9 protein-coding genes are annotated in these 15,144 nt (G+C 50.2%); 2 read left to right on the forward strand and 7 right to left on the reverse strand.

Going from position 1 to position 15,144, the window contains the following annotated elements:
• Nucleotides 1-126: 126 nt before the first annotated feature.
• The 5 genes from A9B99_RS04900 to ompC form a co-directional block, all read right to left on the reverse strand.
• Nucleotides 127-1,776: a multidrug ABC transporter permease/ATP-binding protein gene (locus tag A9B99_RS04900; RefSeq protein ID WP_064595130.1), complete on the reverse strand. Its 1,650-nt coding sequence runs from the start codon at nt 1,774-1,776 to the stop codon at nt 127-129.
• 85 nt (nt 1,777-1,861) lie between these two features.
• Nucleotides 1,862-2,503 carry a DNA oxidative demethylase AlkB gene (gene alkB / locus A9B99_RS04905; protein WP_064595132.1) on the reverse strand — a complete coding sequence of 214 codons (642 nt, stop codon included), beginning with the start codon at nt 2,501-2,503 and terminating at the stop codon, nt 1,862-1,864.
• Nucleotides 2,481-3,590 carry a bifunctional DNA-binding transcriptional regulator/O6-methylguanine-DNA methyltransferase Ada gene (gene ada, locus A9B99_RS04910; protein WP_064595558.1) on the reverse strand — a complete coding sequence of 370 codons (1,110 nt, stop codon included), beginning with the start codon at nt 3,588-3,590 and terminating at the stop codon, nt 2,481-2,483. The genes alkB and ada overlap by 23 nt, the downstream gene beginning before the upstream one ends.
• Before the next feature lie 67 nt (nt 3,591-3,657).
• Nucleotides 3,658-4,701 (reverse strand): FAD:protein FMN transferase ApbE, encoded by a 1,044-nt coding sequence (gene apbE / locus A9B99_RS04915; RefSeq protein ID WP_064595134.1) that lies wholly within the window; start codon nt 4,699-4,701, stop codon nt 3,658-3,660.
• A 234-nt stretch (nt 4,702-4,935) separates the two neighbouring features.
• A complete protein-coding gene (gene ompC, locus A9B99_RS04920) occupies nt 4,936-6,060 on the reverse strand; it encodes a porin OmpC (protein WP_064595136.1) in 1,125 nt (374 codons plus the stop codon).
• A gap of 983 nt (nt 6,061-7,043) precedes the next feature.
• On the opposite strand from ompC, the gene rcsD reads away from it, so the two are divergent.
• Both rcsD and rcsB read left to right on the forward strand, forming a co-directional pair.
• On the forward strand, nt 7,044-9,698 hold the full coding sequence (gene rcsD / locus A9B99_RS04925) for a phosphotransferase RcsD (protein WP_064595138.1): 2,655 nt from the start codon (nt 7,044-7,046) through the stop codon (nt 9,696-9,698).
• Nucleotides 9,699-9,714: 16 nt separating this feature from the next.
• On the forward strand, nt 9,715-10,365 hold the full coding sequence (gene rcsB, locus A9B99_RS04930; protein WP_036111472.1) for a response regulator transcription factor RcsB: 651 nt from the start codon (nt 9,715-9,717) through the stop codon (nt 10,363-10,365).
• Nucleotides 10,366-10,782: 417 nt separating this feature from the next.
• On the opposite strand, the gene A9B99_RS23760 is transcribed toward rcsB, so the two are convergent.
• A complete protein-coding gene (locus A9B99_RS23760) occupies nt 10,783-11,034 on the reverse strand; it encodes a hypothetical protein (protein WP_156518984.1) in 252 nt (83 codons plus the stop codon).
• Nucleotides 11,035-12,243: 1,209 nt separating this feature from the next.
• A complete protein-coding gene (gene rcsC / locus A9B99_RS04945; protein WP_064595143.1) occupies nt 12,244-15,081 on the reverse strand; it encodes a two-component system sensor histidine kinase RcsC in 2,838 nt (945 codons plus the stop codon).
• Nucleotides 15,082-15,144: the final 63 nt, after the last annotated feature.

Here is a 15,144-nt window from a genome sequence, read left to right on the forward strand (position 1 = left end):
TTAACGTTTTCCCGTTATATTCCGCAACGACAGGCTATAGTGTAACAGTCTGCCCCTCTTCCCCCTATAAACCCTTAACTTTTTCAGTAAAAAAAACCAGCCCTGAGACTGGTTTTTCGCAAAAAATTAATTTGCGGTACGGGCGACGGCATCGCGTGATGCCTGTTCCCGCTCAGTACCGGTTAGTTCACTGAGCCTCCCCTGGCGCATTTCAAGCAAGCGATCAGCATGGATAAAATAGTGATCATCGTGGCTGATGGCAAAAATGGTCTTTCCTTTTTCCTGAATTAAGGGCAGCAAAACCTGGTAAAACTCGCGGCGAAAGTGCGGATCCTGGTCTGCGGCCCACTCATCCAGTAAAAGAATATCGCGCTGCTCAGCCAGTGCCAGCAATAAAGCCACCCGTTTTTTTTGCCCTTTTGAAAGGTTCAGATTATTGATTTTGCCCTGGTCTGTTTGCAATTTCCCCGCCATCTTCAGGCGTTGTAACCACTCATCCACTAATGCCGGGTCGGCGGTTGTTCCCTCCGGCCCGAGCAGCGTGTCAAACAGCCACACATCAGTAAACACGGCTGAAAACAGCTGCCGGTAAGCATCCATATTGCTGTCATTAACCGGTTGCCCGTCCAGCAAAATTGTACCGGAAACCGGCGGGTAAAGCCCAGTTAACAACATTGCCAGCGTGGACTTCCCGCTCCCATTGCCACCAATCAAAAAAACCTTCTCACCACGCTTCAGAGTAAGATTTATCGGCCCGACATGAAACTGGTTATCCGGATAGTGGAACACCACATCCCGCAATTCCAGCGTTTGCCAGGGCTTGCTGGCGGCTCCTGGTCGCGGGAAGCCTGGCTGGTAATCAGCAAGGGAGAACTGTTTTAGTTTATTGAAGGCAACCTGAGCACTCAGCAACGTGGGTAATGCCCCTACAGCAGAAAGCAATGGTGTGCGTAAAAAGAGCAGTGTCAGTGAGTAGGTGGCAGCCACATTGGTATTAGCCCAACCCAGGCTGTTCGCCATCCAGAAAACCAGACCGATGGCGCCCAGCATCATGATATTCGACCAGTTAACAGCACTGAGGTGAAAGGTGTCTGCACGGATAATATTTTTGCGGTAATGAACGGCGTCCGGCAGATAAATTTGTTGGTAAATATACTCAGCGCGTTCGCGGTTAAGTGCCAGTTCTTTACGCCCTTCCAGAACCGTCTGGTAATCCTGATACAACCGGTCTTCGGTTTCACGCAACACAGCCATATGACGGTAAACCCGTGCAACCAGAACAAAACCGCCCAGAATAGTCACCACCAGCCATATAGCGGTAATCAGCAACATTTTCGCAGACAACCAGGCAAGCCATACGGCAGAGCCCAGGGTTAAAATAATACCCTGAACCAGTTCAGGCAGGCGCACAAACGCAATGGTGATATTGCGCACATCACTGGTCAGACCGGCAAGTAACGAGGCGCTCCCCATACTTTCAATACGTGCTATTGGAGTATCGAGCAAGCGTTTAATAAATTCACCGCGCAGGCGGAAAACGAAATGGTGGCCCAGTGTGGTTAACGCCAGTTGCGACCCTAAAGTCACCGCCATCAGTAACACCAGTAGCCCGAGGAACTCTGGCAACACACTCAAAGCGTTATCTGCCACTTCAATCAACCGCTGGTTAATAAACGCGATTAAACCAATCCCCAACGCCGCACTGGCAAAACTGAGCGCCATGACACCAATAAACGGCCAGCGATATTGCCGCCAGACAACACGTAGTAATTCCATAACGCCTCAAGCGCAATCTGTTAACCAGCGGGCAGTTTAAACGGATCACCTCTCAGGGCAAGAATAATTCTTATTTTAATTCGCTTTAACAGGTTTTGCGGAAGGTCAGATTGTAGCGAACAGCACCAGTATCCGGGTGAGCGCCTTCTTTGAGTGGCTGCACACCATGGTAAAACAGCCGTGATGGCCCACCCCAAACCACAACATCCCCGTGTTCGAGTAACACCCGTTGAACCGGAGACTGCCGGGTTGCCCCACCAAACTGGAATACGGCAGGTAACCCCAATGATACCGACACAATAGGCGCCGCTCTGTCCTGCTCATCTTTGTCCTGGTGCAGTGAAAGCCGTGCCCCTGGCACATAACGGTTAATCAGGCAGGCATCCGGGTGAAAATCGGGGTAACCCGCTTCTTGTGCGGCCCGCTGCGCCAGCAAACGCAAATTAGCAGGCATATCCGGCCAGGGTTTGCCAGATAATGGATCGTGCGTGGTATAGCGATAGCCATGAGCATCACTGTGCCAACCCTTTTGACCACAGTTGGTCATAGCAACTGACATCGTCAGGCCACCAGGAGTAACCAGGTGGCGAAAAGTTGCCTGCGACGCCACTGCCGTAATCGTTTCTAACAACCCTGAAGCCTCATGCAGGGCAAAGCGATGGAGCACCACTGCCCCCGGCACCAGGTCAAAACGCCAGGGGAGTTCATCGGCGAATAAGCTCATCAACAGAGTCCTCTTCCAGTAATGCCTTCTGGTTCTGGTTACGTTCCTTAGCCAGTAATGCCGCTTTGCGGGCAACCCCCCAGCGGTAACCAGCCAGAAGCCCGTCATGACGTACTACGCGATGGCAGGGTATAATCAGTGCCAGTTTATTCGCCGCACAGGCACTGGCAACCGCCCGGAAAGCGGCAGGACGCCCAATTTCCGCTGCTACTTGCTGGTAAGTACGGGTTTCACCATAGGGAATACGCTGTAACTGCTGCCAGACTTGTTGTTGAAATACCGTGCCGCGAATATCCAGCGGCAACTGTGCCAAAAGCGCGTCGCCATGAGATTGTGATTGCGCAACCAGTGCCAGCGCCTGACAAAGTAGTGAGTCCTGAGACAGGTCTGCTGCCAGGCACTGCATTGCCGGAAACATTCCCTGCAGTTGCTCCGCTAATGCGCTGTCGCTGTCACCCAACAATACCGCACATATCCCCCGTTCACTCCTGGCAACCAGGCAACGCCCCAATGGTGAATCTCCGGTAGCCCAGTACAAGGCCTGGCGAGCACTTTGCTGGCGAAACTGCCGCCCGGTCATGCCCAATGCAGTGGCCGCCTGCTGGTAATAAGGTGAGAACGAATTAAACCCGGCATCCAGCACAGCCCGGGTGACCGTTTTCCCTGATACCAGCCCTTCCCGCAAACGTTGGGCACGCAGCGCGCGTTGCCATGCGGCAGGCGTTAACCCGGTAACCGATTTAAACTGGCGGTGAAAATGATATGGGCTGAGTGAGACAGCCTGGGCAACAGCTGCCAAAGAGAGGGTTTTGTCACTTTCAGACATCATTCGGCAGGCCAGCGTGACACGCTCAACCACCGGTGTTGCATCATGCTTCGCTGGCTGGCAGCGCTTGCATGGCCGAAAGCCTTGTTCCTGCGCAGCACCCGCATCCGGGAAGAAACGCACATTTTCCCGCAGCGGGTGCCTTGCCGGGCAGGACGGGCGACAAAAAATGCCCGTGGTAATGACTGCAAAAACAAATTGCCCGTCCTGCCGGGTATCCCGGACCTGTACTGCCTGCCAGCGTTGTTCATCATTCAGTTGCATAATCACGCCTCCTGTATTCAGTACAGTTTGCCGCATGGGCTACAGGATACCTGCTGTTTCTTGCTGTTTAATTTTTCTCACTCAACAAGAACGTTTTGAACTGTGGCGACATCCAGGTTTTAAAACCCGAGCCCTCTTTATAGATAAGGTAGACTGCCAGCCCTTCTTTCTCTGCTACCACTTTCGCTTTTTCAGTACCGAGCACCATCAGCCCAGTATCCCAGCCATCTGCTTCCAGTGCCGTTGGGGAAATCACAGTCGCAGAAACCAGCTTGTGCTGAATAGGACGCCCGGTTGCCGGGTCTATTACATGGGAGATGCGTTTGCCGTCCAGCTCATAATAGTTACGGTAACTGCCAGACGTACTGATACCATGCCCATTCAAATCAACCACCGCCTGAACAGCATTTTCCTGGTCAGTGGGTTTTTGAATAGCAACGCGCCAGGGCTTGCCTTCAGCATTTGTCCCACGCGTCATCACCGCTCCGCCGACAGATACCAGATAGCGCCCGATGCCTTCCTGCTCCATCAACCGGGCAAGGTGATCAGCAGCATACCCTTCCCCCACGGTGGAAAGATCAACATACAAGTCAGGGATATCTTTCTGGATCCACTGTTTATCCGCACGATTAATCACCGTCAGGTGTTGCAGGCCTGTTTTTGCTTTAGCGGCATCAATTTCTGCCTGCGTTGGCCATTTTACTGGTTGTTTATCCGGCCCAAATCCCCACAAATTTACCAATGGGCCAACTGTAATATCCATCGCCCCGTCTGTTTTCGCGCCAATACGCAGTGCACCAGTAATGATATCCGCCATCGCTTCACTAACCGGCCAGGGGGCAGTACTGGTGGACTGGTTGAATTTCGACAACGCTGAATCTGGCTTCCAGGTTGAAAGCATCTGGTCATCACCATCCAGTTGCGCCTGAATACGGGTGCGTAATTCAGCGCCCCGTTCAGGGTCTACGCCCGCAAGGCTTACCCGCCAGTAAGTACCCATGGTTTTGCCTTCCAGCACCAGGGCTTGTGAAGCATCAATCCGGCTGCTTTCATCGCAACCGCTCAGTAACAGTGCCGCAGCAAGCAAACCGCAACTTAACATCATCCGCATTTGATTATCTCCATTTAAACCCGCGCAAGAGTACAACAAAACAGACACCTGCGGGTTAAACATCAGGGCAATACAGTGCAAAAAGCATCAGCAGTAAAATTAAACAGGTAATGAGATGAATGGAGTGGGCACCAAATGGGCAGGCAGTGAAGAAGGCGCAAATTTTACTTATTTCGTAAAGCTTATTCCGTAAAAAAGGAGCCATCAGGCTCCTTTCGTAGGCATAACACGCTATTAGAACTGGTAAACTGCGCCCAGACCTACAACGTTATCAGTATTGGTACCAGATGCTCTGGTGAAGTCATTTTCATTGAGCAGGTTGATTTTGTAATCAACATAGGTAGAGAAGTTTTTGTTGAAGTAGTAGGTAGTGCCTACATCAATGTATTTCAGCAGATCCTGGTCGCCGTAGTTGGTCGTACCGTTGCTGATGTCTTTACCGCGAGACTGCAGGTAAGCAATGGACGGACGCAGACCGAAGTCGAACTGATACTGAGCAACCACTTCGAAGTTCTGTGCTTTATCAGCAAAGCCGTAAGCAGCCGAGCTTGAGTTAGCACCGAAACGAGTTGCGTTGTAAGTTTGGGTATACTGCGCGGCCAGGTAGATGTTGTTAGCATCATATTTCAGGCCACCAGTGTAAGCCTCTGCATGGTCACCGTTACCGTAGATACCGGCCATGTTGTTCTGGTCAGCGGTACGTTTGGAGCTTGCCATTGCACCACCGAGGCTGAAACCACCGCCGATATCATAGGTTGCAGACATTGCAAAGCCGTCACCATTCTGTTGCAGCACAGAACGCCCGCCGGATACAGCGTCTTCACCACTTACACTACCGTTTTTACCCTGATACTGCAGGGCGAAATTCAGGCCATCAACCAGGCCAAAGAAGTCATTGTTACGATAAGTCAGCAGGCCGTTAGCACGTTGCATCATGAAGTTATCAGAACCGTAGGTATCACCACCGAATTCTGGCAGTACGTCGGTCCAGGATGCGACATCATAGATAGCGCCGTAGTTACGACCATAATCAAGAGAACCCGCATCGCCCACTTTCAAACCAGCGAATGCTACACGAGTCCATGACTGATTCTCGGACTCAGTAGTGTTACCCTGTACCTGATATTCCCACTGACCATAACCGACCAGTTGGTCATTAATTTGGGTTTCACCTTTGAAGCCCAGACGGATATAGGTCTGGTCGCCATCCTGGCTTGGATTGCTGGAAAAATAATGCAGGCCGTCAACTTTACCGTACAGATCCAATTTGTTGCCATCTTTATTATAGATTTCAGCCGCGTGAGCTGCGCCTGCTGCCAGCAGAGCCGGAACCAGCAGAGCCAGTACTTTAGCTTTCATGTTATTACCCTCTGTTATTTGCCTTTATTTATTATTGCCACTGCATACTGATTACGGAACCAGTCGGCAGATACCATTGTCTTAAACCAATACAGATTAATCCAATGGGATTTTGATACTAAAACTTTTGTGGTGTTTCATTACACTTTTCATATGTAACAAAATGTAAAAATGACGGAACTTTTTTTAGCACCAATAGCTAAAAATATTCGCATTAAAAATCAAAAAATATAAAAAAATAAATAAAATCAAATATTTAAACAAAAACAATGTTTGCCGCACTGAATGTTAAACACACCCTCTTAATTCATTCTAAAATTACCGACGCTATCATCATTAATTTTATTTATTACCGTCATTCAGTTCTGAATGTCTGTTTACCCCAATTTCTCGCCGAATGTCTTACATTCGGCTTTTTTTTTGCCTCACGCGGGTAATGCTATAAGATGATAATTAACATATAAAATTGTAACGACTATTAATTATTTGGTTTGATTTTTAGACAAATTGAATTTCGTGAACTATAATTTATTATCTTTTTGTGCTGTTAAATGCCTCTTGTTACATATCCTCGCAACCACCTTCCAAATTTTCAGATTATTCCTTAAAAACAAAACACGAAAAATGAGCTTTATCTGATGGTTAATTTCACAATACAAGGCAAGGTATTGCGCATATCTGATTGCTCGCACATCCGTGCGTCTCGGTATTTTGCGCTATACAATTAGAAGCGATATTCCGTAGCGGTAACCGATAATTGCATCGTCACGAGGCCAGACAACCTGGCTGAAAAAGCCGGATAAAGTTTTGCAAGCTCCAGTCAGTCCGGGTATACACCATGCTGGTATATGTGACAGTTGCCACGACAAAATCCCTTGTACCATGGGAAGGCGGGATATGTGATGATACGCTTTTCAGCCTGGTTTCACGCAATTGCGGTGGCTGGTCTTCACTAACTGATAATAAAGAAACACTCAGAGGCTATGAACCCCAATAAGTTTTCCTTAAAACCAGGCAGCATATCGCGCTACTTCATCCTGTTGATCGTTGTGTTACTGGTTACGCTTGGCGTAACGCTACAGAGTGCGGTCAATACCTGGCTGAAAGACAAGAGCCTGCAGGTTGTGGATGTGGCTCAGGCTATGCATAAACGCATTGAGACCTGGCGTTATGTGACCTGGCAAATTTATGACAATGTTGCCGCAGCCCCTGCCAGTGCCAGTAATGAGATCCAGGAAACGCGACTGCGCCAGGATGTGTATTACCTTGAAAAGCCACGCCGCAAAACCGAAGCGTTGATTTTTGGTTCCCACGACAGCAGTACGCTTGCCATGACGCAAAGGATTTCCAATTATCTGGATATTCTCTGGGGTGCCGAGTCTGCGCCATGGTCAATGTATTATCTGAACGGCCAGGATAACAGTATGGTGCTGGTGTCCACTTTGCCATTAAAGGATTTAACCTCCGGCTTTAAAGAGTCCAGTATCAGCAATATGGTTGATCAACGCCGGGCTGAGATGCTGCAACAGGCAAATGCACTGGATGAACGGGAAAGTTTCTCAGGCCTGCGGCAAATGGAGTGGCAAAACTACGATTACTTCACCGTGCGCACCACGTTTAACCAACCGGGTCATCTGGCGACTGTGGTTGCCTTTGATATGCCAGTCAACGATTTACTTCCCGCCAACATGTCGGTGGATAACTTTCGCCTGGATAACGATGAACAGGCACATTTAAAAACCACCAAGAACCAGTCAGAAAGCCTGGTGAGTATTGGCTTCAATGGTGGTCATATTGAAATCTCAGTACCTGTTGTCACAACAGGTATGAAACTGGTATGGGAAGTGCCCACCGGCACCATGATAATGGAGACATTGCAAAATGTCCTGTTGGGGGTATTGCTGACTATTGGCCTGATTGCACTGGCCATCTTTGGGCTGATTACCTTCCGCCAGCAACCTTCACGTCATGCATCGGATAATGCGCCAGCATCTAACGGGAAGGAATTACAAGCGCTCAGAGCGCTGAATGAAGAGATTCTGTCTGTCGTGCCGTTGGGTATTCTGGTTCAGGATATCGAGAACAATCGCACGGTTATCAGTAATAAAATGGCTGATAACCTGCTCCCCCACCTGAACCTGAAAAATATTATATCTATGGCGGACCAGCACCAGGGCGTTATTCAGGCAACAGTGAATAATGAGCTGTACGAAATTCGCCAGTACCGCAGCCAGATTGTTTCACGGGTACAAATTTTCATTATCCGCGATCAGGACAAAGAGATTCTGGTAACGAAGAAACTGCGCCAGGCACAGCGCCTGTATGAGAAAAACCAACAGGGTCGCAGCGCCTTCATGCAGCATATTTGCCATGCTCTAAAAGGCCCCATTGATGCTCTGGCAGAAAAAGCGTCAGGGCTGCAAACACCCGAGCACCTCGCACTGGCCGATGACGCAGACCGCCTGGCTCACCTGGTGGATGAAATGCAGTTACTGAACATGCTGGAAGATGACAGCTGGAAAAGCAGTACCTCCTGTTTCTCGTTGCAGTCTTTGCTTGATGATGTTGTGCCAGCGATTTTGCCAGTCATTAAGCGTAAGGGTTTGCAATTACTGGTGAATAACCCAATCCCTGCCACAGAAAACCGCCATGGTGACCGGGAAACGTTGCACCGTATGCTACTGATGTTGTTGCACTACGCTGCCACGACCACCGAAATTGGTAAAATAACCCTGGATATTACCCAGGATGAAGGTATGGATGACGGGCTGATTTTCCGTATCACCGATACCGGGAAAGGAATAAGTGATGACGAAGTGGATAATCTGCACTTCCCGTTCCTCAATGCCACCACCGAAGACCGTTATGCACAGGCGAATGGCCTGACATTTTTCTTGTGCAACCAGTTGGCCCGCAAAATGGGCGGCACTCTGAGCATTAAATCAAAAAATGAGCTGGGTACCCGTTATACCCTGCATTTGCAACTGCCACAGGAAGGCAAACAAGCGGTACAGGAACAGGAAGAACGCCTGCTGGATGGTGTTGTCGCCATGGTGGATATTGCTTCACGTGATGTCCGTAACATTGTCACCAGACAGTTAGAAAGCTGGGGTGCCAGCTGTGTTGCGCCTGATGAGCAATCATCAAGTCAAGCATTTGATATATTTTTAACAGATAATCCGTCTAATCTTACTGCATCGGGCTTGCTTTTAAGCGATGATGAGAACGGTTTACGGAAAATCGGAAATGCCCGTTATCGTGTAAACTTCAATATGAGTAATGCAATGCAGGACGCAATACTTCAGCTTATTGAAGCGCAAATGGCTGATGACGATACGCAAGCAAGTGGCTCAGGAGTGAGTGATGAAACGGCCCAACTTCATGCAAGTGGTTATTATGCGCTGTTTGTAGATACCGTGCCTGACGATGTAAAACGTCTGCAAAATGAGTCACAGGCAAACGACTTTTTAGCGCTGGCCCAAACGGCACACAGACTTAAAGGCGTTTTTGCTATGTTGAATCTGGTACCAGGGAAACAGTTGTGTGAAACGCTGGAGCATCACATTCGTGAAAAAGATGCACCTGCCATAGAAAAATACATCAGTGATATTGATACTTACGTCAATAGCTTACTGTAAAAAGGTAACCTAAAACATGAACAATATGAACGTAATTATTGCCGATGACCATCCGATCGTTTTGTTCGGGATTCGCAAATCTCTGGAGCAAATTGAGTGGGTTAATGTTGTTGGTGAATTCGAAGATTCCACAGCGCTTATTAACAATCTTCCAAAACTGGACGCGAATGTCCTGATTACCGACCTTTCCATGCCCGGGGACAAATACGGCGACGGGATCACGCTTATCAAATACATTAAGCGCCATTTCCCATCGATTTCCATTATTGTACTGACAATGAACAATAACCCGGCCATTCTGAGTGCTGTGCTGGACCTGGATATTGAAGGTATCGTACTGAAACAAGGGGCACCGACAGACCTGCCTAAAGCTCTGGCAGCTTTGCAGAAAGGCAAAAAATTCACACCGGAAAGTGTCTCCCGTCTGCTGGAAAAAATCAGCGCCGGTGGCTATGGCGACAAACGCCTGTCACCAAAAGAGAGCGAAGTATTACGCTTGTTTGCTGAAGGCTTCCTGGTGACTGAAATTGCCAAAAAGCTTAACCGCAGTATTAAAACTATCAGTAGCCAGAAGAAATCAGCCATGATGAAACTGGGTGTGGATAACGATATTGCTCTGTTGAATTACTTGTCGTCGGTGACATTAACACCAGCCGATAAAGAGTAAGTTTTTACTTTCCTCTTCACTAAAACAGCAGGGCTTCCCCTGCTGTTTTTCGTTGTACTTTGCCAGCATTCCGCACGGCTTTCCCCTTTCACGCCTTTAATACCTCAGCCAAAAACACACAAAGACTTATCAGGCACCAATCCCACAGCCACTCAGCACAACACAAAAGCCCCGCCACTTGCAGCGGGGACAGTTCGCGTAAGACCGGTGAACCGGAGAAAGGAAGACAAGGTTATTCCGCCCGGACGGCGGAATAAGGCGAAACGAGGCAGGACGCCGAGTCGAGCCGGCCGCAGGCTGACTGCCCGGAGGTGAACGAAGTGCGCAGCACCGGTCGCCCGCGAAAACGGGGATTGCAAAGGGGGCGAGCCCCCTTAGCCCGTTCACAGGCTGTGAAGCCGCATTGAGCGCATCACTTCAGGTGAACGGAACTTCCACCACACTGACACAGTGAAAAGTAAACACAACAGTCACCGCAGTAACAGTCATCTGCCAGTACTGAGCCAGTTGCGCGCCGTGTCCATCACACTGCTTTCTCTCACCACCAGCGCCCGGCGCCCACAGGGGGCACTGGCCCCCTGCACCCCCTTTTGTGGCCGGCAAAATCGCCGCTTCGCGGACATTCGGCTTACCCCGGCGGCCTGTTCGGGTACCGCTCCGAGTCGGCATCCTGCCTCCCGTCGCTCTGCCTGCGTCCTGCAGGCAGCCCCGGCCCGCCAGGCACGCCTCAACGATTTAGAGGCCACACCCACACACCCGCCTGTCATATCTCAGCAAAAACATCAAAAAGACATACCAGACACAGAACATACAGCCACACCGAACCACACAAAAAAATAGCCACTTGCAGCGAGGGCCTGCTCGCGTAAGACCGGTGAACCGGAGAAAGGAAGACAAGGTTATTCCGCCCGGACGGCGGAATAAGGCGAAACGAGGCAGGACGCCGAGTCGAGCCGGCCGCAGGCTGACTGCCCGGAGGTGAACGCAGTGCGCAGCACCGGTCGCCCGCGAAAACGGGGATTGCAAAGGGGGCGAGCCCCCTTAGCCCGTTCACAGGCTGTGAAGCCGCATTGAGCGCATCACTTCAGGTGAACGGAACTTCCACCACACTGACACAGTGAAAAGTAAACACAACAGTCACCGCAGTAACAGTCATCTGCCAGTACTGAGCAAATTGCGCGCCGTGTCAGCCACACTGCTTCCTCTCACCCACTGCGCCCGGCGCCCGCAGGGGGCACTGGCCCCCTGCCCCCCCTTTTGTGGCCGGCAAAATCGCCGCTTCGCGGACATTCGGCTTACCCCGGCGGCCTGTTCGGGTACCGCTCCGAGTCGGCATCCTGCCTCCCGTCGCTCTGCCTGCGTCCTGCAGGCAGCCCCGGCCCGCCAGGCACGCCTCAACGATTTAGAGGCCACACCCCAAACCCGTCTGTAATATCTCAGCAAAAATCAAAGAAAACAGACAACGCACAAATCCAACAGCCACACCAGACAACACAAAAATCCCCGCCACTTGCAGCGGGGACAGTTCGCGTAAGACCGGTGAACCGCAGAAAGGAAGACAAGGTTATTCCGCCCGGACGGCGGAATAAGGCGAAACGAGGCATGGATGCCGAGTCGAGCCGGCCGCAGGCTGACTGCCCGGAGGTGAACGGCAGTGCGCAGCACCGGTCGCCCGCGAAAAACCGGATTGTTAAGGGGCGGGCCCCTTAACACGTTCACTGGCTGTGAAGCCACATTGAGCGCATCACTTCAGGTGAACGGAACCTTCACATCAGTCCAGGTGAACGGAAACAACCACACTGCAAGTGAATGAAAACAACCACACCCGGTGAGCACCGGCCACCCGCGAAAACAGGAATAACAAAGGGGCAAGCCCCTTTACTCCCGATGATTCCTCACCCGCTCAGCAAACACCGCCAGCGTCTGCTTCAACACATCCAGCGTCACTGGCTTAGACAAACAACTATCCATGCCCGACTCAAAACAACGCTGCTTCTCTTCTGCCAGCGCATTCGCCGTCACACCAATCACAGGTAATGTCAAACCTAACTGGCGAATACGTTGTGTCAGGCGATAACCATCCATATTTGGCATGTTCACATCGCTCAGAATAATATCGATATGATGCTTGCTGAGCACCTCGAGCGCTTCCACACCATCACCCGCAGTCTTACACTGGTTATACCCAAGCGATGCAAGCTGGTCCGCCAGCAAACGGCGGTTTATCGGGTGATCGTCCACGATCAGAACCATAATGTCATCATTCTGTTCACTGATCTCCGAAGGCTCTGGTAAGTTCACCTCATTGCCGGGAACCTTGACATCCACCTGATAAATTTTCGCCAGCAACGCCACCAAATCATGGGGAGAAGCAACGCTGTGTAGCCAAATACCGGGTTCGCTTTCCAGAGGAATACCAATATGCCGGCGACAGAACTGAACCACAGCACGCCCGGGCCAGGGGTTACTTAACACGTCATCAGTGATTAACACATCATCCGCGTCTGGCGTTTCTCCTTGCCAGAAACTGGCTTTGATACCTTTACTTGCCAGCAACTTCGCTAAAAAGTCACTCAGGAAAGCATTACTGACAGCCAGCCAGCAATGCTTATGGGTCAGTTCCGATGCCGCCATCACCGGAACCGGTTTAGCTTCATACAACGGAATACGGACCGTAAACTGGCTCCCCATACCGGGTTCGGAATCTACCGCAATATCGCCGTCCATCATGGTGATAAGCTTCTCGCATATTGCCAGCCCCAGCCCGGTACCCTGGAAGTTGCGCTGGACCCCTGTTCCCACCTGGAAAAAAGGATCAAACAGGCGCACAACTTCTTTGGCAGCAATCCCTTCTCCGGTATCACGCACCCGGAAGCAGAGATAATCATCTGTACAGCGCACATCAAGAATAATGCAGCCGGTATCGGTGAACTTAATCGCGTTGCTCAGCAAGTTTGAAATCACCTGCTGTAAACGCATTGGATCGCCACGTAAGGTTAACGGTACGGAAGGCGCGATAAAACAGTAGAGCCCCATTTGTTTACGCACCACCAGAGGTTGGTAGTTTGCAGTAACATGGGTCATCACTTCACGGGGAGAAAACTCACGCGGTTCAATTTTTAACTGCTCTGATTCAATTTTCGAGAAATCGAGAATATCGCTGATTATCTTCAGTAGCAGGCTGGATGAGTTGTTCATTGCTGTGACCAGCCGGTCAACACCATCGGGTAATTCACGGGTTTGCAACAAATCCAGGTTACCGATGATGCCATACAGTGGAGTACGTAATTCGTGGCTTACCGTTGCGAGGAACATCGATTTAGACTGGCTGGCCTGCTCTGCAGCATGGGCCATGTCCTGTAATGACTCTTCCATCTTCACACGAGCGCTGACATCCACCAGCACACAAATCGCCACATTCTCGTTACGATAACGTGAGTGTACAAAACTTATCTGCAGGTTCGTGTTGTCGCTGGTGAGCACGTCAACAAAGTTCACCTGCTGGCCGCAAATGATTTGCGTCAGGCGCTGACGGTCTTCATGGGTCAGCATGTTCAGGTAATTGTGCGCCAGTTCATTACTGAGAATATTGGTGCCATCCAGCGTGCGCAGAATACAAATACCTACTGGTGCTGAAGCCACAATTTTACGGTTAAACTGCTCGTGCTCTTCCAGGCGCTGAGCATCCGTCTCTGCCGGGATAAAAATACGCCGCTCATACATTCTTGCCAGGGTAAACAGCACCACGCCAACCAAAATATTCAGCAACACGGCATTCAGAATAAGAATACGGATTTCATCCAGCACTTTATCAACTGGCACGCTGTACACCACACTGAGCGATGACGGCATCAGGTTTTTTTTCAATGCCAGCTCTTTAAACCCACTGGTGTAACCAAACCAGGTGCGTGCCTGAAGCCAGTCTGGCTGCAGTGATAAATGCCCACTTTCACCGGTCAGAGATACCAGCGAATGGCCATTTTCATCCATCAGCGTGATATCTACTGGCAAGTTACCCGGTAGCATAAAGTTTTCCTGGCGAATACTCTGTTCAACCCCGAGCAACGCCTGAACCCGGTTAGCGAGAAACACTGGCGTTAATGTATAAAAATACCCGGTTCCCGGACGGCTACCAGGTGCCACCCAGTAAACGGTATTAATACGCTCATCCATAGGGGCATCACGGTAATGTTTTAACCGCTCATTAAGCACTGAAAGTGCTTTATCCTGGCCAGGCGAAGTATTACGTAATGAAAAATCAGCAATGCACTGGTTATCTCCAGCCACCAAAAATACCCGGTTCAAATCGTAGTTTGCCGAGAAATTATCGCGCCAGTAACGCAGAAAACCTGATAGCGACAGCATGGAGCCTTGCCATGACTGGTCAAGCGCACTGCAATCCACATTATTACCCAGAGGCAAAAATGCGGGTGCGCTACCTCCCCGGTTACTACCTGGCGTTGCGTTATCGGTCGGGCGATTTTCTGTTATGTACTTGAGTTCTTTCACCACATCGGTGGTGCGCTGAATATACCGCTGCGCCTGGTCAAAGCTCAGAGTGAGCTCCTGATGTATTTCCGCTTCTTTATCATGTAACGCGCCTGCGATGTAAAACACCGAAAACAGGGCTATCAGAAGCCATAGTAACAGTGCCAGCGCCCGAAAAAGATAGCGCGAGACTTTAAGCGTGCTGCGGAAAGAGACGGCGTATTTCAATGTAAGCCCGGTAAGAGTCAGTCAGTCAATAATAAAACGTTAACTTAGCGATAAAAGTGAGTG

This window comes from Mangrovibacter phragmitis (assembly GCF_001655675.1).
Classification (GTDB): Bacteria; Pseudomonadota; Gammaproteobacteria; order Enterobacterales; family Enterobacteriaceae; genus Mangrovibacter; species Mangrovibacter phragmitis.

Bases quoted from the DNA above. Each gene is read 5' to 3' on its own strand.
- ada (WP_064595558.1), bottom strand. From the start codon at position 3,590: ATGCAACTGAATGATGAACAACGCTGGCAGGCAGTACAGGTCCGGGAT.
- rcsD (WP_064595138.1), top strand. From the start codon at position 7,044: ATGAACCCCAATAAGTTTTCCTTAAAACCAGGCAGCATATCGCGCTAC.
- A9B99_RS04900 (WP_064595130.1), bottom strand. From the start codon at position 1,776: ATGGAATTACTACGTGTTGTCTGGCGGCAATATCGCTGGCCGTTTATT.
- A9B99_RS23760 (WP_156518984.1), bottom strand. From the start codon at position 11,034: ATGCCGACTCGGAGCGGTACCCGAACAGGCCGCCGGGGTAAGCCGAAT.
- rcsB (WP_036111472.1), top strand. From the start codon at position 9,715: ATGAACAATATGAACGTAATTATTGCCGATGACCATCCGATCGTTTTG.
- apbE (WP_064595134.1), bottom strand. From the start codon at position 4,701: ATGCGGATGATGTTAAGTTGCGGTTTGCTTGCTGCGGCACTGTTACTG.
- ompC (WP_064595136.1), bottom strand. From the start codon at position 6,060: ATGAAAGCTAAAGTACTGGCTCTGCTGGTTCCGGCTCTGCTGGCAGCA.